The sequence below is a fragment of the Pseudarthrobacter sp. TAF60_1 genome, assembly GCF_052113505.1.
In the GTDB taxonomy this organism is placed as follows: domain Bacteria; phylum Actinomycetota; class Actinomycetes; order Actinomycetales; family Micrococcaceae; genus Arthrobacter.
On record NZ_JBFRDI010000011.1, the window covers coordinates 1 to 20,030 of the forward strand.

Annotated in this window: 17 protein-coding genes, 1 tRNA gene and 1 rRNA gene; 9 read left to right on the forward strand and 10 right to left on the reverse strand. The window is 62.4% G+C overall.

All coding sequences use genetic code 11. The features are described from left to right. The 3 genes from rrf to AB4Y73_RS13270 all read left to right on the forward strand — a co-directional run. A 5S ribosomal RNA gene (rrf, locus tag AB4Y73_RS13260) occupies positions 1 to 73 on the forward strand; the annotation flags it as partial. A 263-nt stretch (positions 74 to 336) separates the two neighbouring features. Further along, positions 337 to 831, forward strand: coding sequence for an SRPBCC domain-containing protein (locus AB4Y73_RS13265; RefSeq protein WP_441872282.1), 495 nt, complete (start codon positions 337 to 339; stop codon positions 829 to 831). Continuing rightward, positions 828 to 2,216, forward strand: a complete 1,389-nt coding sequence (locus AB4Y73_RS13270) for an FAD-binding oxidoreductase (RefSeq protein ID WP_441872284.1) — start codon at positions 828 to 830, stop codon at positions 2,214 to 2,216. The genes AB4Y73_RS13265 and AB4Y73_RS13270 overlap by 4 nt, the downstream gene beginning before the upstream one ends. A gap of 117 nt (positions 2,217 to 2,333) precedes the next feature. On the opposite strand, the gene AB4Y73_RS13275 is transcribed toward AB4Y73_RS13270, so the two are convergent. From AB4Y73_RS13275 to AB4Y73_RS13290, 4 genes are all read right to left on the reverse strand, one after another. Next, the gene (locus tag AB4Y73_RS13275) at positions 2,334 to 3,752 is read right to left on the reverse strand and encodes a DUF4032 domain-containing protein (RefSeq protein ID WP_441872285.1); all 1,419 of its coding nucleotides are present in this window, start codon (positions 3,750 to 3,752) and stop codon (positions 2,334 to 2,336) included. Positions 3,753 to 3,924: 172 nt separating this feature from the next. Next, on the reverse strand, positions 3,925 to 5,007 hold the full coding sequence (locus AB4Y73_RS13280) for an ABC transporter ATP-binding protein (protein WP_441872287.1): 1,083 nt from the start codon (positions 5,005 to 5,007) through the stop codon (positions 3,925 to 3,927). A gap of 231 nt (positions 5,008 to 5,238) precedes the next feature. Continuing rightward, positions 5,239 to 6,069 carry a trehalose-phosphatase gene (otsB, locus tag AB4Y73_RS13285; protein WP_441872289.1) on the reverse strand — a complete coding sequence of 277 codons (831 nt, stop codon included), beginning with the start codon at positions 6,067 to 6,069 and terminating at the stop codon, positions 5,239 to 5,241. Beyond that, the gene (locus AB4Y73_RS13290; RefSeq protein ID WP_441872291.1) at positions 6,059 to 7,561 is read right to left on the reverse strand and encodes an alpha,alpha-trehalose-phosphate synthase (UDP-forming); all 1,503 of its coding nucleotides are present in this window, start codon (positions 7,559 to 7,561) and stop codon (positions 6,059 to 6,061) included. The genes otsB and AB4Y73_RS13290 overlap by 11 nt, the downstream gene beginning before the upstream one ends. A 179-nt stretch (positions 7,562 to 7,740) precedes the next feature. On the opposite strand from AB4Y73_RS13290, the gene AB4Y73_RS13295 reads away from it, so the two are divergent. Together AB4Y73_RS13295 and AB4Y73_RS13300 are read left to right on the forward strand one after the other, a co-directional pair. Further along, positions 7,741 to 8,631 (forward strand): DsbA family protein, encoded by an 891-nt coding sequence (locus AB4Y73_RS13295; RefSeq protein ID WP_441872293.1) that lies wholly within the window; start codon positions 7,741 to 7,743, stop codon positions 8,629 to 8,631. A gap of 180 nt (positions 8,632 to 8,811) precedes the next feature. Then, positions 8,812 to 8,888: transfer RNA gene (locus tag AB4Y73_RS13300), tRNA-Thr, on the forward strand. Between the two features lie 868 nt (positions 8,889 to 9,756). Here AB4Y73_RS13300 and AB4Y73_RS13305 read toward each other — a convergent pair. The 5 genes from AB4Y73_RS13305 to AB4Y73_RS13325 form a co-directional block, all read right to left on the reverse strand. Then, on the reverse strand, positions 9,757 to 10,296 hold the full coding sequence (locus tag AB4Y73_RS13305) for a carboxymuconolactone decarboxylase family protein (RefSeq protein ID WP_441872295.1): 540 nt from the start codon (positions 10,294 to 10,296) through the stop codon (positions 9,757 to 9,759). A 140-nt stretch (positions 10,297 to 10,436) separates the two neighbouring features. Beyond that, positions 10,437 to 11,042 (reverse strand): VOC family protein, encoded by a 606-nt coding sequence (locus AB4Y73_RS13310; protein WP_441872297.1) that lies wholly within the window; start codon positions 11,040 to 11,042, stop codon positions 10,437 to 10,439. Between the two features lie 30 nt (positions 11,043 to 11,072). After that, positions 11,073 to 12,452, reverse strand: coding sequence for an MmgE/PrpD family protein (locus AB4Y73_RS13315; RefSeq protein WP_441872299.1), 1,380 nt, complete (start codon positions 12,450 to 12,452; stop codon positions 11,073 to 11,075). Positions 12,453 to 12,496: 44 nt separating this feature from the next. Continuing rightward, positions 12,497 to 13,480 carry a flavin reductase gene (locus AB4Y73_RS13320; RefSeq protein ID WP_441872301.1) on the reverse strand — a complete coding sequence of 328 codons (984 nt, stop codon included), beginning with the start codon at positions 13,478 to 13,480 and terminating at the stop codon, positions 12,497 to 12,499. 51 nt (positions 13,481 to 13,531) lie between these two features. Further along, positions 13,532 to 14,791 (reverse strand): hypothetical protein, encoded by a 1,260-nt coding sequence (locus tag AB4Y73_RS13325; protein ID WP_441872303.1) that lies wholly within the window; start codon positions 14,789 to 14,791, stop codon positions 13,532 to 13,534. A gap of 303 nt (positions 14,792 to 15,094) precedes the next feature. Between AB4Y73_RS13325 and AB4Y73_RS13330 the strand changes: the two genes are divergently transcribed. Genes AB4Y73_RS13330 through AB4Y73_RS13340 form a run of 3 tightly spaced genes read left to right on the forward strand, consistent with a single transcriptional unit; the run spans position 15,095 to position 17,658 of the window. Further along, entirely contained in the window at positions 15,095 to 15,994 is a 900-nt protein-coding gene (locus tag AB4Y73_RS13330) for an alpha/beta hydrolase (RefSeq protein ID WP_441872305.1), read from the forward strand. Then, the gene (hpaH, locus tag AB4Y73_RS13335; RefSeq protein ID WP_441872307.1) at positions 15,991 to 16,800 is read left to right on the forward strand and encodes a 2-oxo-hept-4-ene-1,7-dioate hydratase; all 810 of its coding nucleotides are present in this window, start codon (positions 15,991 to 15,993) and stop codon (positions 16,798 to 16,800) included. Before AB4Y73_RS13330 ends, hpaH begins: the two co-directional genes overlap by 4 nt. 12 nt (positions 16,801 to 16,812) lie before the next feature. After that, positions 16,813 to 17,658 carry an aldolase/citrate lyase family protein gene (locus AB4Y73_RS13340; protein WP_441872309.1) on the forward strand — a complete coding sequence of 282 codons (846 nt, stop codon included), beginning with the start codon at positions 16,813 to 16,815 and terminating at the stop codon, positions 17,656 to 17,658. A 12-nt stretch (positions 17,659 to 17,670) separates the two neighbouring features. Here the strand turns inward: AB4Y73_RS13340 and AB4Y73_RS13345 are convergent, their stop codons facing one another. Next, a complete protein-coding gene (locus AB4Y73_RS13345; protein WP_441872310.1) occupies positions 17,671 to 18,954 on the reverse strand; it encodes a TetR/AcrR family transcriptional regulator in 1,284 nt (427 codons plus the stop codon). 214 nt (positions 18,955 to 19,168) lie between these two features. On the opposite strand from AB4Y73_RS13345, the gene AB4Y73_RS13350 reads away from it, so the two are divergent. After that, complete coding sequence (locus AB4Y73_RS13350; RefSeq protein ID WP_441872312.1) at positions 19,169 to 19,981, forward strand: IclR family transcriptional regulator; 813 nt, start codon at positions 19,169 to 19,171, stop codon at positions 19,979 to 19,981. The last annotated feature ends 49 nt before the right edge of the window (positions 19,982 to 20,030 follow it).

The following is a 20,030-nucleotide window of genomic DNA, read 5'->3' on the forward strand; positions in this document are numbered from 1 at the left end:
CCCGGAAGCTAAGACCCACAGCGCCGATGGTACTGCACCCGGGAGGGTGTGGGAGAGTAGGTCACCGCCGGAACATCATTAAATGGTTGAGAGCCTCCAAACACCGTTTGGAGGCTCTCCCACTTTAACCACCCCTTCAATAACCACCCGCCGGCACACGGCACCCACCCCCACCGGCCGCCGTCGAACCCACACACACCGCGGGAGCCTCCCACCGGAAACCCCCACCAACCGCGAGAGCGTTCGCCGGAAACCCACACCAACTGCGAGAGCGTCCCCCGGAAACCCACATCAAGTGAGAGAGCGTCCGGACGGGGCCGCGTAGAGTTGACCTCCATGGATAACCTTTTCAGTCACTCGGGCGATGCCCTGCCCGTTCCTTCGGAGCCGGCCGGGAGCCTCGAACCGGTCGTCCTTACGGTGACGGTGCCCGGCCCGGTGGCGCAGGCGTTTGCAGGGGTCACGGATCACACCCACTTGTGGTGGCCGCTCGAATCCCAGGGTGTGTTTGGCCCCGGCTCGTATGTCGAGTTCGAGGAGAACTTCATCATGGAAACGGCCGACGACGGGAGGACTGCCGTCTGGGGCACCATCGACGACTGGCAGCCACCGTTGTCCTTCCACGCTTCGTGGTTTCCCGGAACCACTGCCTATTGGTCCACAGAGCTTAGGTTAGCCTTCAGGGCTGTTCCAGAGGGTACGGAAGTACGGCTGGTCCACGACGGCTGGGAGGGCGCCGAGGACCCTGCTGCCACGCGGGCCTCTTATGCCGCCGGCTGGCCTCAAGTCTTGGACCGCTTTGTCAGGTTCATGGGTGGGAGCGGCGAATGACGCCGGAAAGCCGCGTCGGCAGCCTGGTCGAAGAACTCGTTGAAGCCCTGGGCAACGAACAGGTCAGTACCGACGAAGCGGCCCTGGAAACGTATGCGGTAGACCAGGCCCCGGTCCTGGACTTCCAGCTGCCGAAAGCTGTGGTCTTCGCCTGTACCGTGGCCGATGTCCAGGCCATTCTCAGGCTGTGTGCCAGACACGGGGTCGCGGTGGTGGCCCGCGGCGCCGGGACGGGTGTTTCCGGGGGTGCGCACGCGAGCCGGAACTCCATAGTCCTGTCACTGGAACGGATGAACCGCATCCTTGATCTGAACGCCGACGACGAAACCGCCGTCGTCGAACCCGGCGTCATCAACGCTGCCCTAAACGAAGCGGCGGCTCGCCACGGCCTGATGTATGCGCCGGATCCGGCGAGCTTCCGCATGTCAACCATCGGCGGCAACGTTGCCACCAACGCAGGAGGGCTGCGCTGCGCCAAATACGGCGTCACCCGGGACTCGGTGCTGGCGCTGGACGTGGTGCTGGCAGACGGGTCTCTTCTCCATACCGGGCACCAGACGTTCAAAGGTGTGGCCGGCTACGACCTGACGGGTCTCTTCGTCGGCTCCGAAGGGACCTTGGGGATCGTGGTGGGGGTAACAGTGCGCCTCAAGTATCTGCCCCGCGCCGTACAAACTATTGCCGCGTTCTACCCTGACTTTCGGCAGGCCGCAGCGGGTGTCCTGGCTGTGGGCCGGGCCCGGGTGCAGCCAGCCATCATGGAACTGCTCGACGGCGGCACCCTGGCTCAGCTGGACCACCTCCATGGCTCGGATCTGAGCTCCCGTGGCGGTTCGCTGCTCCTGATCCAAACGGACGGGTTCGGCGCCGGGGCGGAGGCCGACGTCGTGCGTTCTGTCCTTGCCGCCGGTGGAGCCACGGTGAGTACTGAATCCACCGCGGAAGCAGAACAGCTGGTGGAACTGCGCCGCAACAGCCGTGGCGTGGAGGTGGACGACCAGTACCGGGTAGGGGAGGACGTTGCGGTGCCGAGGTCACGCCTGGTGGACTACGTTGCGGCGCTCGAAGACCTGGCAGCCAAGCATGACGTGAATCTGAAGGTGGTGGCGCATGCTGGAGACGGCAACCTGCACCCCACGTTTTGGATTGACCGGGAGGACAACGCCATCGACGCGGGCGCCATGGACCGGCTGAACCTGGCCTTGGATGCCTCCGTCGTCGCGGCGCTGGAAATGGGCGGCACCATCACGGGGGAGCACGGCGTCGGCCAGTACAAACTGCGCTGGCTTGGCCTGGAGCAGCCGGAACCGGTCCGGGAGCTCCAGCGCAGAATCAAGGCACTCTTTGATCCGGCCGGCATCCTGAACCCTGGAAAGGCCATCTGAGGCCGGACCCGCGAAACTGGGTAGCAGTAAGTGTCGTTGTGGGCGCTCATAACGACACTTAGTGCTATCCAGTTGGGGTGGTATTAACACAACCGTGCTGTGACGGTGAGCGGGCGCTTAGTCGTCGACGTCCGGATATTCGTCGATGGACTCCTCGGTCCCGTAGCGGGACTCCTCGGTTTCCACTGCGAGGATCTTGATCATGTCCGTATCCGGATTCAGCATGATCGCGGCCTCGTCCCGGCGGTGGCGCAGGATCGAATCAATGTAGGACTGTACAGCTTCCGCGAGCGGGATGTGGCGGGCCTGCTCTTCGGACATGTACCAGCGGTGCTCCAGGACCTCGTGGACGGCCTCAGCCGGCTCCAGCTTGCGGGACAGGTCGCGGGGGATGGAGCGGACGATCGGTTCGAACACCTGGCTGACCCACAGGTGAGCGCTGTATTCCTCGTCCATCCCCGGATTGTTGTCCGCCCGGAAGGTGTCCATGTCATTGAGCAGGCGCCTGGCCTGGTTCTCCTGGGCGTCCAGGCCGGTCAGGCGCAGCAGCCGGCGCATGTGGTGACCGGCGTCCACCACCTTGGGCTGCAGCTGGATGGTTGAGCCGTTCTGGGTGGTCTTGATGGCGTACTCTTCGACGTCGAAGCCGAGTTCGTTGAGCCGCCGGATGCGGGCGGCCACGCGCCACCGTTCGCCGAGCTCGAAGGATTCCTTCTCCGTCAGCTCCGCCCAGAGCCGGCGGTAGCTTTCCATGATGAGTTCACTGGTGGCCACGGGGTCCACCTTCTCCTCGATGAGGCCGCCATCCAGGAGGTCCATCAGCTCACCGGCGATATTGACCCGGGCAATCTCGAGGTCGTATTCGCGCTGGCCGGTAGAAAGGTCGGGGTAGAGTTCGCCGGTCTCGGCGTCCACCAGGTAGGCGGCGAACGCACCGGCATCGCGGCGGAACAGCGTGTTGGACAGTGAAACGTCGCCCCAGTAAAAGCCAACGAGGTGCAGCCGGACCATCAGTAGCGCCTGGGCATCGATGAGGCGGGTCAGGGTGTCCTTGCGCAGCATCTGGGAGAAGAGGGCACGGTACGGCATGGAGAACTTCAGATGGCGCGTGACCAGCACCGGGTTCAGCGGCCGCCCGTCCAAGGTAGTGCGGCCGGTAATCACCGCCACCGGGGTAACGCAGGGGACGTCCAGGCGGGCCAGCTTGCGGAGCATGTGGTACTCATGGCGGGCTATATGCTCGGACGTTTCCTTGATGGCAATGACGGAGCCGCCCAGGTGCGCAAAACGCACGATGTGCCGCGAGATACCGCGGGGGAGGGCCGCCAGGTTCTCCGCCGGCCAGTCCTCCAAGGCGATGTGCCAAGGCAAGTCAAGGAGTTCGGGATCCGCCGCTGCCGCTGTGATGCTCAGCGAACTTGAGACCGCGGCGAGTTTGGAATCGTTGGCGCTTGCCGCCTCAAACCGGGGCAGTTTGCCCACCTGCGCATAGTCGGTGGGCTCGTCGTGCCACTGGGCGCTGTTTTCATCGGTCATGAGTCAATTCTTCCGTACATTCGGGCCACAAGGGGCAACGTGCTCAAACGCCGACGGCGGCCCTCCCATGGGGGAGAACCGCCGTCGGTTAGCGATCTCGACGCCGCCGGTTGGGCCCATGCCGGCCGGGTTCCCTGGCCAAAGCGGAGCGAGGTTAGGGCGCCGGTAGGGACTAGTCGCCCAGGCGCAGGCCGGTCTTGGTGTCGAACAGGTGAACGTGGCCCGACTGCGGACGGACGTAGATGGTCTCGCCCTTCATCGGGGGGCGACGGCCGTCGACGCGTGCCACGATGTCGTGGTCCTTGCCGTCCAGCGTGGTGTGGCCGTAAACGTAAGCGTCGGCACCAAGTTCCTCAACGACGTCGACCTCCACCTGGAGGCCTTCGCCCTGCGGCGCGGTCTCGAGGTCTTCCGGCCGGCTGCCCAGGGTGACGGTGCTGCCGTGTGCTTCTTCGAGCACGTCGCGCGGCACGGGGTAAACCGTCCCCCCGAACTGGACACCGCCGTCGACCACGGGAAGTTCGAGCAGGTTCATGGCGGGGGAGCCGATGAAGCCGGCAACGAAGACGTTCTTGGGCTTGTCGTAGAGGTTGCGCGGGGTATCAACCTGCATCAGCAGGCCGTCCTTCAGCACTGCCACTCGGTCACCCATGGTCATGGCCTCGACCTGGTCGTGGGTGACGTATACCGTGGTGACGCCGAGGCGGCGGGTCAGGGATGCGATCTGCGTACGCGTCTGGACGCGCAGCTTGGCGTCCAGGTTGGAGAGCGGTTCGTCCATGAGGAAGACCTGCGGGTTACGCACGATGGCGCGGCCCATGGCAACACGCTGGCGCTGACCGCCGGAGAGTGCCTTCGGCTTGCGGTCGAGGTACGGCTCAAGGTCAAGAAGCTTGGCTGCTTCACGGACGCGCTCGGCGCGCTCTTCCTTGGAGACGCCGGCGATCTTCAACGCGAAGCCCATGTTGTCCGCAACGGTCATGTGCGGGTAGAGCGCGTAGTTCTGGAAAACCATCGCGATGTCGCGGTCCTTCGGCGGAACATCGGTGACATCGCGGTCGCCAATCAGGATCCGGCCGGCGTTGACGTCCTCAAGGCCTGCGAGCATGCGCAGGGAGGTGGACTTACCGCAACCGGAGGGTCCAACGAGGACCAGGAATTCGCCATCGGCGATTTCAATGTTGAGCTTGTCAACAGCGGGCTTCTCTGTGCCCGGGTAAAGACGCGTAGCGTTATCAAAAGTAACCGTAGCCACAGTTATCAATCCCTTCACCGGCAGGTACGTGCCGGACGATCCGTAGTGAATGGTTCATGTAATTCAGTTATCCACGGCATTGCAGCCGTGTACTCCCCGGCCGAGGCCGAGGAGTATCACGTGACGCCGCACGGTTCTGTGCGCCACATCACAGACAAGAGTATGTCAGGTGAGTCCGTTATTGTTGCAAATGTTACGGAGGTCACACGTGAGGTTGGACATACCTGTCCGTCATTGTGGGGCGGGACCCTCCTCGGCCACCACCAGGCTGCGCTCCTGAAGAAGTGCCTCCAACAGTTCCGCCACGTGAGCCGGCGCCTCCACGCGGAACTCGGCCTGCGTGAAGTCCAGGCCCACCTTCACGCCCACGTCGCCGGGTTCGAGGCGGCCCAGGGCGTCCTCGTCGGTGACGTCGTCCCCGGCGAAAAGGACTGCGGTTGCCCCGGTGATCTGGCGCAGGAACGTGAGGCCTTCCCCCTTGGACGCGTTGACCACGGAGGTTTCCAGGACGCGCTTGCCGTTCTTCAGGAAAACGCCCTTGCGCTCCTGAAGCACTGAGCGGGCCGCAGCCACCGCATCCTCCGCCACATCGTCTTCAGCGAGGCGGGTGTGCAGGACCACTCCGGCGGGCTTGTCTTCCAGGAGGGTGCCCGGTGCCTGCTCAACGATGTCTTCGAGGACACCGCGAACCTCAGCGAGCAGGAGCCGCTGGCTTTCGTCCAGGGTCAGCTCCGCGGAGCCCGGGCCCAGCCACGCTTCGGCCCCGTGGCTGCCGATCAGCAGGGTGTCCACCGGCGGCGAAGCCACCGCGCGCAGGGAGGCGAGGGCCCGCCCGGAGAGGAGTGCCGTCGTCGTCCGTGGCAGGGCGGCCAGCCCGGCGAACGCGGCGGCCGAACGCGGAAGGGGACGGGCATCTCCGGCCCGGTCGACGATCGGGGAAATGGTGCCGTCGAAGTCCAGCGCCACCAGCAGGTGTTCGGTCTGGGCGATGCGCCGTAGGGCCTCCCGGAGTTCGGGGGACAGTGCGAGCGGCTGCTTGGCGGCGCGGTTGTCAGGAGTCATCGCGGACAACCTTTTCATTCAGGGCGGCGAGGAAATCGGCTGACCAGTGGTCGACGTCGTGCTCCAGGATCTGCTTGCGCATGGCGCGCATGCGGCGTGCGGCGTCCCTCGGGGACATGTTGACGGCGTGCATGATGGTGTCCTTGAGGCCGTCAATGTCATGCGGGTTCATCAGCAGGGCCTGCTTCAACTGGTCTGCCGCGCCGGCAAACTCGCTGAGCACCAGCGCGCCGTCGTTGTCCTTGCGAGCGGTGACGTACTCCTTGGCCACAAGGTTCATGCCGTCCCGCAGGGCGGTCACCAGCATGACGTCGGCGGCGAGGTACAGCGCCACCATTTCCTCCACCGGGTAGCTGTGGTGCAGGTAGCGGACAGCCGTGTTCTGAATGGTGTCGTACGTGCCGTTGATGTGGCCGACCGTACCTTCGATCTCCTCGCGCAGGAGCCGGTACTGCTCCACCCGTTCCCGGCTGGGGCTGGCCACCTGGATCAGTGTGGCGTCCGTTACGGCCAGCTTGCCTTCGTTGAGGAGCTCTTCGAAGGCCTTGAGCCGGTGCCGGATGCCCTTGGTGTAATCCAGCCGGTCAACCCCCAGCAGGATGGTCTTGGGGTTGCCGAGGTCCTGGCGGATCTGGCGGGCACGTTCGATGATCTCCGGTTTGTGGGCCAGTTCGCTGATCTGGGCCACATCAATGGAAATGGGGAAGGCCTGGGCCCTGGCAATGTGGGTGATTTCGCCGTCGCGGCCTTTCACGTGCACCTGCTGCTGTTTGACGCTGGCGCCGAGGAACCGGCGGGCGGAGCGCATGAAGTTTCCGGCGTCACTGGGACGCTGGAAGCCGACGAGGTCAGCGCCCATCAGGCCGTCGATGATGGCCCTGCGCCACGGCAGCTGCGCGAAAATTTCCGGCGGAGGGAAAGGGATGTGGTTGAAGAACCCGATCCTCAGGTCCGGCCGCGCCTCGCGGAGCAGCCGCGGCACGAGCTGCAGCTGGTAGTCCTGGACCCACACCGTGGCGCCCTTGTCCGCGTGGTGCACGACGGCGTCGGCGAACCTCTGATTGACCCTGCGGTATGCGTCCCACCAGGTCCGGTGGAACTCCGGCGGGGCGATGACGTCGTGATAGAGCGGCCACAGGGTGGCGTTGGAGAACCCCTCGTAGTAAAGCTCGACGTCGTCCGTGCTCAGCTGGACCGGGACCAGGTCCATGCCGCCGTGGCTGAACGGCTCAACGGTTTCATCCGGAGCGCCGTGCCAGCCCACCCATGCGCCGTCGGTTTTGCTCATCATGGGTGCGAGGGCTGTCACTAGGCCGCCGGGGGAGCGGCGCCAGCCGGAGCCGTCGTCGCCGCTCTCACCTGGCGCGGTTCGGTCAACAGGCAGCCTGTTGGACACCACCATAAAGTCGTACTTTGTGGGCGGCTCGTGGCCGCGCGGGGCCGGGTGGCCTTCGGGTACGGCTGTAGGTTTTTCCTGGACAGGTGTTTGCATTGCGGCCCCCTGGGGTTGCTTGTGCCTTTAAGCCACCTTATTAGGATGGATACTTTGGGGCCATTCGTCGTGGGTTATGTGGGCCGAATACTTGAAAAGGCAAGCTCTCAGGTTTCTGTCCTAAAATGGGTGGAGTCGCCACAGAGTGGTCCCCCTATGTCGATCGACCCTAGGAACACATGAGCCCCGCAAATGAAATACGTAAGTCCAAGGCTGAGCGCACGTCGGAGGCGCGAGAAAAGGCCCGCCTGATCAGGGAGGCCCAGCTCAAAAAGGACAAGCGCAACAAGCTGCTGATCGGCTGGGGAATTGTTGTGGCCGTGGTGGCAATCCTTGCAGTGGTGGCGCTTGTGGTGACCACAACCATGCGGCAGAACGCCCCCGTCGCCGATCAGGGACCGACGCCGGCCAACGGCAACGTCAACGGCGGAATCACCCTGCTTGCCAATACGGACGTCGCGAAGCTGGAGCCGGCCAACGTTGACGCCGCCTCCGTGGGAGAGCCGCCGCAGACGGCCCCGGCAGAAGTGGTTGCACCGGGCGCCGCAGCTGAAGCCGGCAAACCGGTCAAGGTGGTCCTGTACATCGACTTCATCTGCCCGGTCTGCAAAAACTTCGAAGCACAGTACAACGAACAGCTGACGTCGTTGCGCAACGCGGGCAAGATTACCGTGGAATACCGGGCCCTCGGCTTCCTGGACAGCCGGTCCTCAACAAACTACTCCTCGCGGGCAGCCAATGCCGCTGCCTGTGTTGTGAACGAGTCCCCGGAAAAGTACGCCGAATTCGTTGATTCGTTGTTCGCCAAACAGCCTGCCGAAGGCAGCGCAGGCCTCTCAGACAACGAACTGAAGAAGATGGCCACAGACATCGGCGCCAAGCCCATTGACAGCTGTGTGGATGACAAGACCTACCGCCCGTTCGTGAAGTTCACGACCAAGCAGGCCGCCGCCATCGGCGTTACCGGCACGCCCACCGTGTTCGTTGACGGCCAGCAGTGGGGCAAGGGCGCCAGCGCGCAGACGCCCTTCCCGGACTTCCTGCAGGCTGCAATCGCCGCAAAGGGCTGATCTGTTTGAGCCTCTGCTGAGATAGCAGTGATGGCCCGGTCCCGGTTCGCTCGGGGGCCGGGCCATTTCGTCTTTGAGCGCGCCTCATTGTGCGACGGCGGTGCCCCGCGTTTTTACCAGCGGGCGGACTTGGGCTAACCTTATCTAGCGCCGTTCAGGCGCACACCCTCCTGAGGGTGCGCCTCCTTAGCTCAGTTGGCCAGAGCACCGCTCTTGTAAAGCGGGGGTCGTCGGTTCGACTCCGACAGGAGGCTCCAGTTTTGTGGCTTGACCTGCGGCTTTATGCCGGAGCCCATGAGGCGCAGGACCAGATTTTGCGCAGGACCTGGAACGTTTATGACGGTTCCAACCGGTCCGCTGGGCTAGTAAATGGTCCTGACCAGCGTTTTAAGTCCAGATGCCGTTTACCCAAATCGGGCGAATGAACTAGCCAGTACGGGCAAAATCTTCGGTTAGAATCCTCCTGCCGGCCCAACAGGTCGCTGACCTGCGGGGTTACTGCCGTGGGCAGTCGGCAGAAGGCGGTACCCCCACGAGAACTCACCCTTTACTCACCCTAATCAGCAGGCTGGAGTGTTAATAAGGGCGGCGTCGCGCTCAGGAGCATCGCCTAGGAGTTACTGTCAAGGCATCTATGGAGGAGCCGGCGCCATGCCGGTGGGGCCACCGTTGAGTCAGATCAAGCCGTTCCCTCAGCACGTTACTGCTTACTGGGTCGCGTAAAACGGGCGCACGCTTGATTGATCTGCCCAGTTATCTCTTGCCGTCCGGGAACGGCTGCCCCCAGCACGGCCGTCGCTGCCTCAGGCGCTAAGGATGGGTTTTTCATACTGCCGTAAGTACCACTTCGTGTGGCGAAATCCGCAGTACGAAACCGCTGGCTCGCTCCAAAAGGCCTTCGGGGTCTGTCTGGGTCGGCAGCGACCCCTGCGATGGTCAAATCTTCCGTGCGGCATCAATAGCGCCGATCCTCTGCAGTGTTCCTTGGTGCCAAATTGCCACTTCGGTTCCTGGGAGCCTTCGCCAGTCATCAAATCCGGTGAACGTCATCTGTCCTCGCCGGGTTGTGTGGAAAGGCCACAGAGCCCCAGGGAGGTTTTTGGGAATCCGCGCTAGGCCACTATCTCACTGGATTGTGAACACGTCTGCGGGTCCGGATTCGTGGTCAATCTCGAACGTGTTCATCACGCGGCTGACCATCATGTAGAACCCGATGAGCAGTACGAGTTCTACGAGTTGGCTTTTGGTGAATCTCTTTTCCACTCGACGGAAGACGTCTTCGGGGGGAGTCGTTTCTCGGACAACGGCGTCGGTGAAGGCGATCAGGTCGAGTTCGGTATCGTCGAAGACATACTCGGTTTCCGGGTAGTCGCCGATGGCTTGAATCTTTTCATCGGAGAGTCCGACGCGGCGGGCTACAGCCGTGTGTTGCTTGATCTCATAGGAGGCTTGCGAGAGGTGGCCAACACGGAGAATCACAATCTCGCGGTCGACGTGGTCCAATGACGATCCGTGGCTCAGCCGTTGCCCAAGTGCCAAAACCTCGGCGCCGGCGCCGTCGGAATTGGCGATCATCCGGAAGATGTTGATCTTCTTCTTTCCCTCCAGTGCCTTCACGATATGAGGTGAGGCACTCTCTGGATCAAAGTATTCAATGCGGGCCATTCGGACTTCTCCATGTAGTTGATAGGGCTCGGTCAAACGAGCCGAAAGTGGTTGGCGGGTCGGTAGACGACCTGATCCCAAGGAGCCAAAGGGGCTCCCTGGGATCAGGTCGACTGTTGATGCAGAAGTCTTCTGGGGGCCTAGGAAGCCAAGGCGACCCGTGCTGCCTTCAGCTTCTCGGCCTGCTCGGCCATCCATTCGGTGCGGGGCCGGGCTTCAGGATCCCGCTTCACGAGTTCGTCCGTCTGGCGAAGAATCTCCTCTTCGCTGTCTTCCAGGTTCAGCGGTTCACCCAGCGGCTGCTGTGTGTAGTAGTCGGAGTGGGTGTAAACCTCGATCATGTTGCCGTCCGGGTCATCGATGTAGATGCTCCAGGCGTTGCCGTGGTTCTTGACGACCTGGACAGGGATGCCTGTTTTCTGGACGTGCCGCCAGAACGCCCGGAGCTCGCTGAGGGTCGGGACGAGGAAGGAGATCTGCGCGGTGGTGGGCGGGGTGTCTTTGGCGCGTCCTTCGATCAGTGCAAGCTGGTGGTGCTCTGAGGGATCGCCTGTGAGGAAGGCGCCGCGGCGCTTGATTCCGGCTTTGCCTGACTTACCGAGGCCGGAGTCGGAAATGATCATGCCGAACTCGCGGCAGTAGAACTCGACCATGGCATCCAGGTCCTTGCAGAAGATGCCGAGGTGCGCCAGCCGGGGGTTGAACTCAGTCTTCTGCGCGGTCGTCGTTGTGGTGGTTTCCGTCATGATTCTTGTCCTTTGCTTTCTGTGGGATGCTCAGCGGATTAGCTGGGCGGCAAGGTCGGTCACGTCGGTGACCTGCTCGAGGTTTTCAATCAGGTGAAGTGCGTGCTTGGCACGATCATCGGAGACGAGGTTTGAGAACCGGATATTGCGCCAGTACTTATCGACTATGGCGTCGTAAGGGGCCGGGGTGTCGAGCCAGCCCGACGGATCTTCGCGGTAGGTCTCTACTACGCGCCCATCATTTAGGTGGATGGTCATCCGGATGGCGTGGTTCTTGCCTACAGGAAGGCCAGGCCTGAGCTTCACCCGTGCAGTCAGGTCCAACACTGAAGGATCGTGCATCAGGGCCTCCGTGTAGTGCTCCAGCTCTGGTCTCCCGCGATAAAGCGCATTGGCCACTGCGTAGGGGATGGTGAACAGGAACTTTGGCTGCTGGTCTACTGCGGTGGCCACCTGGTTCAGGAAGTGATCGATCCGGTTTGGAGGCACATCGAGGAAGACCTCTGCCACTTGGTCGGCCGTAAAGCCGTGCTCATCGCGCAGCAGCAAGGCGCATTCGATGGGGTTGTGGTTGCCGTAACACGAGGGGTGCAGCTTGTGCTGGCCCTTGACGTAGAAAATGGATCCGAGGTCGGCCAGCATGACATCCGGGTGCGGATCAGCACAGTACAAGTTGAAGTAGCCCAGCCGGCTCTCGAGCGCGTCCTGCACTCCTGAGAATCCACCTACCGACAGTTGGCAGCTGAGGACGCCGTTGTAGGCAGCGGCTGCCCCAGGAAGCTTGAAGGAGTGGACGCCGTCCCAGATGCCCTGGTAGGAGCCGGCCATCAGGTTGAGGGCGATCCCGAATGCGTTGCGGAGCTGGTCGTGGGTTAGGCCCATAAGACGGCCGGCTACAGCTACCGCACCGAACGCGTTGGACGTTCCGCACACCTCGAAGTCGGCATCAAAGTTAAACGTGTTGGAGACGGAAATGCGCGCTGCGACATCACCACCCAGGATCACTGCTGCGAGCATCTCCTTGCCTGAGGCGTGGGTGTATTCGCCCACATTCAAGGCCAGGGGCTCAGTGGTACTGGCGACGTGGCCCACCATCTTGCCCTTGTTTATCCCTTCGGGCTCCGGACCGCACACTTCAAAGTCAAAGGACCGCGTCTGCAGCGAATTCACCATCGCCGCGTGAGGAAGGGGCAGCTTGGTCCCTGACCCCAGGACTGTTGCCTGCGGAGCCCCACCCCATTCGCTGAAGATGTTGAGCATGGCATCGTTTCCCGAAGCGCCGGCTCCAGAAACCGTGCAGCCTAAGGCATCGATCAGGCGCTTCTTGGCTGCAAAGATCGTCTCCTCATTGAAGGTCTCGAACGGCGTGTCGAGTACGTGTGAGACCAACTGGTCGATGATGGAAGCCATGTTGGATTCTCCGGTTAGTTCGCGCGAATGTGCGGGCGAAAGGCTCATCGATCTGTACCTCCGCGTCCGAGCAGGGTGCCGAGGACACGTTCGGCCGTAGCAAGGTCCGTGGCAGGGATTCCCCGGAGCTGCTCAATCGTGAACTGTTCGGCGCTGCGCCGCAGTGCACCCCGTACTTCACGGCCATTATCGGTGAGGTCCCACTCGCCGTCGGGCAGTTGAACGACCTGACCCTTCTGGGCGAGTTCGGTCAGGGCGTCCTCCAGGGCGCTTTCTCCCAGGAACGTTTCCAGCTCGAGAGTGTCGGCGGCGCAGGGACCTTGGGACAGTCGGTTGAGGATGCGACCGGTGGCGACAGTCACCCCGAGCTCCTGACGGTGTTCCTGAAATAGTGCGGACATGTGCTGATCGGTTGCCTTCACGAGGGACAGGAAGAGCGACTCCTCCGATTCCTGCCCGTCCTTGACAGATGCGGAGGCGGACGCCGGAATGGCATCCGGGTGAGCGACCGGCACACCGTACTGGCCTTGGGCGAACAGCAGCGGGGCACCGTCGAAACGGGCGAAACGCTCTACGCGACCCACCAGGATGTGGTGGTCACCGCCGTCGATAACGGACTCGGTCACGCATTCGAAGTGCGCAATCGCACCTTCCAGTAGCGGGTCCCCGTGGCTTCCGACATTCCACTTCGCCTGGCCGAACTGGTCAGGCTGCGGGCGGCCGAACAACCCGGAAATTTCCATTTGGTTTTCGCCGAGGACGTTAATGCTGAAGTGTCCGTTGTTGAGGAAGGCGGGCAGGCTCTTGGACTCTTTACGGATTGACCACAGCACCAGGGGCGGCTCCAGGGAGACTGTGGAGAAGGAGTTCGCGGCCATGCCGACTATCTCGTCGCCGGCACTGGTCGCAATCACCGTAACGCCGGTGGCGAACTGGCCCAGCGCACGCCTGAAGGCGCGGAAGTCGTCGGCGGGTTTGCCCTCCTCGACAGGGCCGGGGGAGTGCATCAGGTCAATTGCTTGGTTCATCTGAATGGTCCTTTCACGGGTGCGGAAGCGGGCTCACGACGGCCCGGGACCTTACTTGTAATAGCTGAGCGTGCCGAAGTCGGAGAACGGTGCGGGCGGCAGACCGAAGAGCTCCTTGACGTACTGTCCGGCCGCGAGTTCCTTGCCCGCCGAGCCATGGTTTCGCGCCGCCATGAGATCCCGCATGGTCTGCTGGAGCGGGTTGGCGCTTGAGGACGCGGCAGCCCCTGCGATCGGCCAGATTTCGGCAAAGGACTCGAAGCTGGCGGCAATCGAATCAGCGGCCTCGAACCGGACGCGCATGCGTTCAAGCGGGCTGGCCTCCTGCCCCTGGCAAGCGATGTCGAAGAGTTCGCGCCAGTTTTTCAGGTGACGGTCCTTGACCGTGCGGACCCGGGTACGGGCATCCGCAACCTTCAAGTGCAGGAACGGGTTCTGAGCCGCTGGTGCGCCGGTACCTTGGCGAGTAAGCCGGACCCGCGACTGCTCGATGAACGTCTCGATGCCCCCAGTTGCCGTTCCTATGGCTGTGTTGGCCGGTGTTGAGTTGAAAAGCGACAAGAAGGAGACCCAGTAAAGCGGGCGGTTGTTAACTGCCCACCCGGGATTGGCATCGTTGTAGGTGTCAATCAGCATGTGGGTTCGGTATCCGGGGACAAAGACATCTTCGAGAGTCACGGACTTGCTGCCGGTGCCCTTCAGGCCCTGAACGTCCCAGCTGTTCTGATCAACGGTTGTATCACCGAGCGGAACGACAAAGGTGCGGTCGCCGCCACCCAGGATGACCCACTGGGCGTGGTCGACTCCGCTGGAAAAGGTCCACGTGCCGTTGAGCCGGTAACCCCCTTCTACCGGTTCGAACTTACCGACCGGCGCGTAGGAGCTTGAGGCGCGGGTGTCCGGGCTTTCACCCCAGAATTCTTCCTGCATCCGCTCGTCCATGAGCGCGATTTCGAAGGAATGGACGTTCAACTGGCCGGCGATCCAGGCAGCAGCGCTGTCCGCCTCGGCAATACGCATGATGCCTTCGAAGAACGACGCCGGGTCCATCTCGAGGCCGCCGTACTGCACCGGCGTGAACGCACGAAAGAGGCCCGTGCTGATCATCGCGTTGACGGAGCTGTCCGGAACGCGGCCTTCTTTTTCCGACAGCGGGCGTCCTTCCCGCACAACGTCGAGGATCCCGTCCACCGCGGCCAGATACTTCTTCCCTTCCCTGAGTGCCCTGTTCCGGTATTCGCTCCAATCCTCGGCACGCGGTCCGAAGTAGTCAGGGGCTTTCGTTGGGTGGTCTTGGGCTGTGGTGTGCATCTAAATTCTCCTTGGTGCAAGGACTGGTGTTACCGGGAGCATATGCCGACCTCCCGCCCGGTCGCGAGGGCTGTCTTCCACATAGCGGCATGCTGCCGAAGGTTTTTTCGTGCTCACATTTTTGTTCATCACCAACCCTGTCAGGATTCGCCGAATCTTGTGGACCAGTCATTCCATAATGCGGCATAAACCGATTCCCGTTTCCCCTGATGAGCCCTAATGTGGGTCCTCATGCACCAGCGCGCCGAGAGGCGGCTCGACGTCGGCATCTCCGCCGCACGGACTTAAAGAAAGGACTCCATCATGACGGACACAGCGGACACACATCGCTATCGCAGCGTATGGACTTACCTGAACACCGTTCCTCACACACTGGGCTGGGTTAACGCCGGTGAGGTCAGAACACGTTATCTCGAGGCCGGGAACCCGGATGGGCCCGCCGTCCTTCTGCTTCACGGCACCGCTGGAAGTCTTGAAAACTTTTGTGCCAACTACGGGGCCCTGGCTCGGAGCCACCGGGTCATCGGCATCGACATGCTGGGGTGCGGCTACACTGATAAACCCGACCGGCCATATCTGATTCCGGACTATGCTCAGCACGTGCTTGCCGTGCTGGACGCTTTGGGCATCGGTGAAGCCGCTGTTATTGGCGTGTCCCTGGGCTCATGGGTCGGTGCAAGGCTCGCCCTGGATCGCCCGGACCGGGTCACGCGCCTGGTCATGGTGGCCCCCGCCGGCGTCGTGGTTGACGCGGACGAAGAGAAGGTCTTTGGTGCAGACGTGAGGTTGCGCCGGCAAAAAGCTGCCCAAGCACCATCATGGGAATCCGTCACCGAAGCCATGGGCCGATTGATGCTCAATCCTGAAGATCTCATTGATGACCTGGTGGGCGTCCGGCTGCGCATTTACGAACAGCCGGAAATGGCCAAAGCCATGGGCCATCTGCTGGCCTTCACTGATGGCGGGCAGCATCTCTCCCGTGAGGAATGGGCGCGCCTGGAGCAGCCGGTCATGGTGGTGGCGGCGGTGGATGCCCCTAACATGTTCCTGGACAACGCACGGCTGCTGGGGCAGATCATCCGGAATGTTGAGATGGTCGAGATGACGGGCTGCGACCATTGGGCCCAATTCGAACAGGCCGACGAATTCAACCGGGTGGCCCTTGGTTTCCTTGGTGCCCTTCAGCGGGAAGACGCACGATGATGGCGCTTGACCAGCAGGCTTCTGACCTCCTGGCCAGCGAGTTGCATGACGCCGAACAAAACCGGAAGCAGCTTCGGCATTTCTCACAGCGGTTCCCGCAGATGACCATCGAGGATGGATACGCCGTCTCGCGGGCCTGGAGCCGGATTAAGCAGGCGGAAGGACAGCGCATCGTGGGGCACAAGATCGGCCTGACTTCACGTGCCATGCAGGTCAGCAGCCAGATTACAGAACCCGACTTCGGAACGCTGTTCGACGAGATGGTCTACGAGTCAGGCCAGGCAATCCGTGCGGAGCGCTTCATCCGCCCTCGAGTGGAGGTGGAACTGGCCTTTCTCTTAAAGACGCCGTTGGAGGGCGCGCATGTGACCATCAACGATGTCCTCAACGCAACCGACCGGGTAACCCCAGCTCTCGAGATCATCGACGCCCGCATCGAACAGCTCGACCGCGATACAGGTGCACCCAGGAAGGTCTTCGACACGATCTCCGACAATGCCGCCAATGCCGGCATTGTCATGGGCGGCACCCCGGTAAAGCCCGATGACGTGGACCTCCGCTGGGTCAGCGCCCTGCTGTACTTGAACGGGGTAGTCGAAGAATCAGGCGTCGCAGCGGCCGTGCTGGGGCATCCCGCCAGTGGTGTCGCCTGGCTGGCGCGTCGGTTGCACGGTTTCGGTGAACGGCTGGAAGCCGGGGAAATTATTCTCGCCGGATCGTTCACCCGGCCTGTGCCACTGGCTACCGGCGACGTCGTCCAAGCAGACTACGGGCCCCTCGGAACCGTGTCCTTCCAACTACTCTGAGCGCGGAGAACCATGTCCATCACGAGTAACACGCCGACCAACCGGTTCAAGCAACGAATGGCGGCAGGCGAAACGCAAATCGGGCTGTGGTCCGTCCTAGCAGACGGCTACAGCGCGGAGGTCATTGCCGGATGCGGCTATGACTGGCTGCTTCTCGATGCTGAGCACGGTCCCAACGACCTGCGTTCGGTCCTTGCCCAGCTGCAGGGCATCGCGGCCGCAGCTTCCCTCTTGGGCGCGAAGGCCCAAGACCTTTCCCAGCCCGTCGTGCGTCTGCCTCACGGGGATACGGTGCTGATTAAGCAATATCTGGAGGTCGGGGTGCAGAACCTGCTGATCCCGATGGTCAACACCGCCGCCCAGGCGGCTGAACTGGTCCGCGCTGTTCGTTATCCGCCTTTCGGCGTGAGGGGCATGGGCAGCGGCCTCGGACGATCCTCCCGATGGGGCCGCCTGACTGATTACGTCTCGGCTGCCGCCGAGAACATCTGCCTCGTAGTCCAGATCGAGACCCTCCAGGCCCTTGAGAACCTTGACGAGATCGCGGCAACAGAAGGAGTCGACGGCGTGCTGTTTGGTCCTGCTGATCTTGCCGCTGACATGGGTTACCCCGGGCAACGTTCGCACCCGGAGGTCACCCGTGCAATTCAGGACGGCATTGCGACGGCCAAGAGCGCTGGCACCCCGAGTGGCATCATGCTCACGGACGTTGCCGCCGCCCAGGAATGGTTGCGCAACGGCATCACCTTTGCCGGGGTGGGAGTGGACTCATCGCTGTTGGTCCGGGCAGCGGATGAACTGTTGGCCCAGTTTCGCGTCGACCGTCCTGGGTCAGTAAGCACAGCCAGCGCTTATTGACCCAAGGCGCCGTCAGACCGTTGCCCGCCAATGGTCCAAGGGCTTAGTGAGCATGGGCAGCAGGAGGCCTGCTACCGCCTGGGGTGCCGCTGGGTGCCCCAGTGCGGAGCCCAGCATCAGCCCCTCGCACAGCCGGGCAATGGTCCAAGCCAGGTGATCCCTGATTGGTTTCTTACCCTCTTCGGGAAGAACGTCCTTGAACCAGTCAGCCAACCGTTCTTCAGCCAATGCCGAACCGGCCAGTACCGCGGAACCACCTGAGGTTGGTGGGTCCCAGCGCTGGAGCTTCAGCAAGAGGCCGGCCTTTACGGTGTCGGGATGGTCAAGAACGTCACTCATAAATGTTTCTAATGCCGAGGAGAGGTCTTGCAGCCAATCGTGCGTGGGGCTTGGAAGTACCAGAAATGGCGCCAGCAAGCCCACGAACGGCTCGGCGACAGCTGCCTTGATCAGTGTGTCCTTGTCTTTGTGACGCCAATAAACTGAGCTTCGCTTCATGCCAGAGGCTGCGCAGATTCGGCTCATCGTGGCGCCTTCGTAGCCATGCTCTGCGACCAGCGCGCGGGTTACGTGAAGCAGGTTGTCGGCGCCCTCACCTTCTGCTTCAGGAGTCGACGCCTCCTGGTGGGGGTGCTCAAACGGAGGTACCTCCAAAGGTGCAGACGGCGGCTGGCGAGCCACTACCTCGAAGGCGCCGGCCAATGCGTGCGCGAGAATGGTGCTGCGTTTTGCTGCATCCTGGTAATCAGCCACGACGTCGGAGATATAGTGACCGTCGAGGAATGCCAGAGTCAGCCTGACCATCCATTCGATTCCCGCGGAGGGGTCCACGATGTCGGCCGCTTGGGCGGAGAAAGCCTCCGCCCACCAGGTTTCGATGCGGCGTTGCGCAGCGGCACGTCGGCGCCGGAATGGCTCCTGCACCTTGGAATTTTCGGCGCTCCCTTCCAGCGCGAGCATGATCCCCAGACGCAGAGGATCCTCAGATTCAGAAGCGCGAAGCTCAGGCTCGAGTTCTTCACACAACTGATCAAGTAGCGGACGCGTAGCGCTGAATTCCTCCCAGGGGCGGCGCGACGGCGCTTGCTGTGAGTACGAACTCTCCAAGGCTGCTGCGATGAGCTCATCCTTGTTCTCGAAAAACCAGTAGATCGAACTGGCAGGCCTGCCCGTCGCCTTCACGATCCGGGCAATGCTTGTGTTGTCGAACCCATAGCGGCCGACCAGCTGCACGGTGGACTCAAGGATGCGCTGGAGACTTGCTTCCCCGCGAGCGTTTCGGCGGCTTGTGTTCATGGAAATCTCCCCTAGGAGGCGCGAGGGCGGGACGCACGCTGCCAACCATCGTACTTCTGCTGTCTCAGGACCACGGCATTGCCAGAATATGGAACGCTCGTTACAATCAGTGTACCATTCACTACAGAAGTGAAACGGCTCACGGAATACTTTGGAGCTGAAAAGGATGTTGCCCGGCACTCGTGCCGGGCCGCCCTGAACATAAGTGGAGTCGATGATGACAGCAGTACTGGACGAACAGCACGACCTTCGAGACCGGCCCGGAGCCGACGTTTCCAGAAGCGAACAGCAGGGGACGGCCTCCGTCCTGAAAGCTCTCCAGTTGCTGGATGTCTTCCGCGACGGCGGCCCGGTCCTAGGGGTCAGTGAGATTGCCCGCCGGGTAGGGGTTCCCACCTCGACGGCCTTCCGGCTGCTGGCCTATCTCGTGGAGGGGGAGTTCATCACCAAAGAGGGCACCCGTTACCGCCTGGGTGACAAGCTCTTTGAGCTGGGCAACCAAGTCTCCCTCTGCCGGCCCAAGGGACTGCGCGAGCTGGCGGCACCGCATCTGGGGGAGCTCTACGCTGCTACCGGCATGACTGTCCGGCTCGCCGTCCTGGAGGGTGCGGAAGTGGTTATCGTTGACAAAATCGTGGGCCTGAGAACGGTCCCGGCCCTGACGGCAATCGGCGGTCGGGTGCCGGCGACATGCACGGCGCTGGGTAAGGTCATGCTCGCATTTGAGCCCGCTGAGGACGTCGCCAAGGTCCTGCAGGCGCCGCTCCCACGACGCACCCGCTATTCCGCCTCGCAACCCCGGCTGCTGCACAAGCAACTGATTGAAATTCGCTCCCTGAGTCTCGGTTATGACCTGGAGGAATCCGTGCTGGGTCAAGTGTGTGTGGCTGCCCCAATCCTGAGTGACGGCGTCGCTGTGGCCGCTATTAGCCTGTCCGCCCGCACGCACCAGACAAATCTGACGCAGTCCACTGCGGCGCTGCAGCAAGCAGCAGGCCGCATTTCGGGCCTCCTCAACGCCCAATAGCCAATTACGCCAACCAACGTTTTGCGCCATCTGGAAAGACACGTTGCGT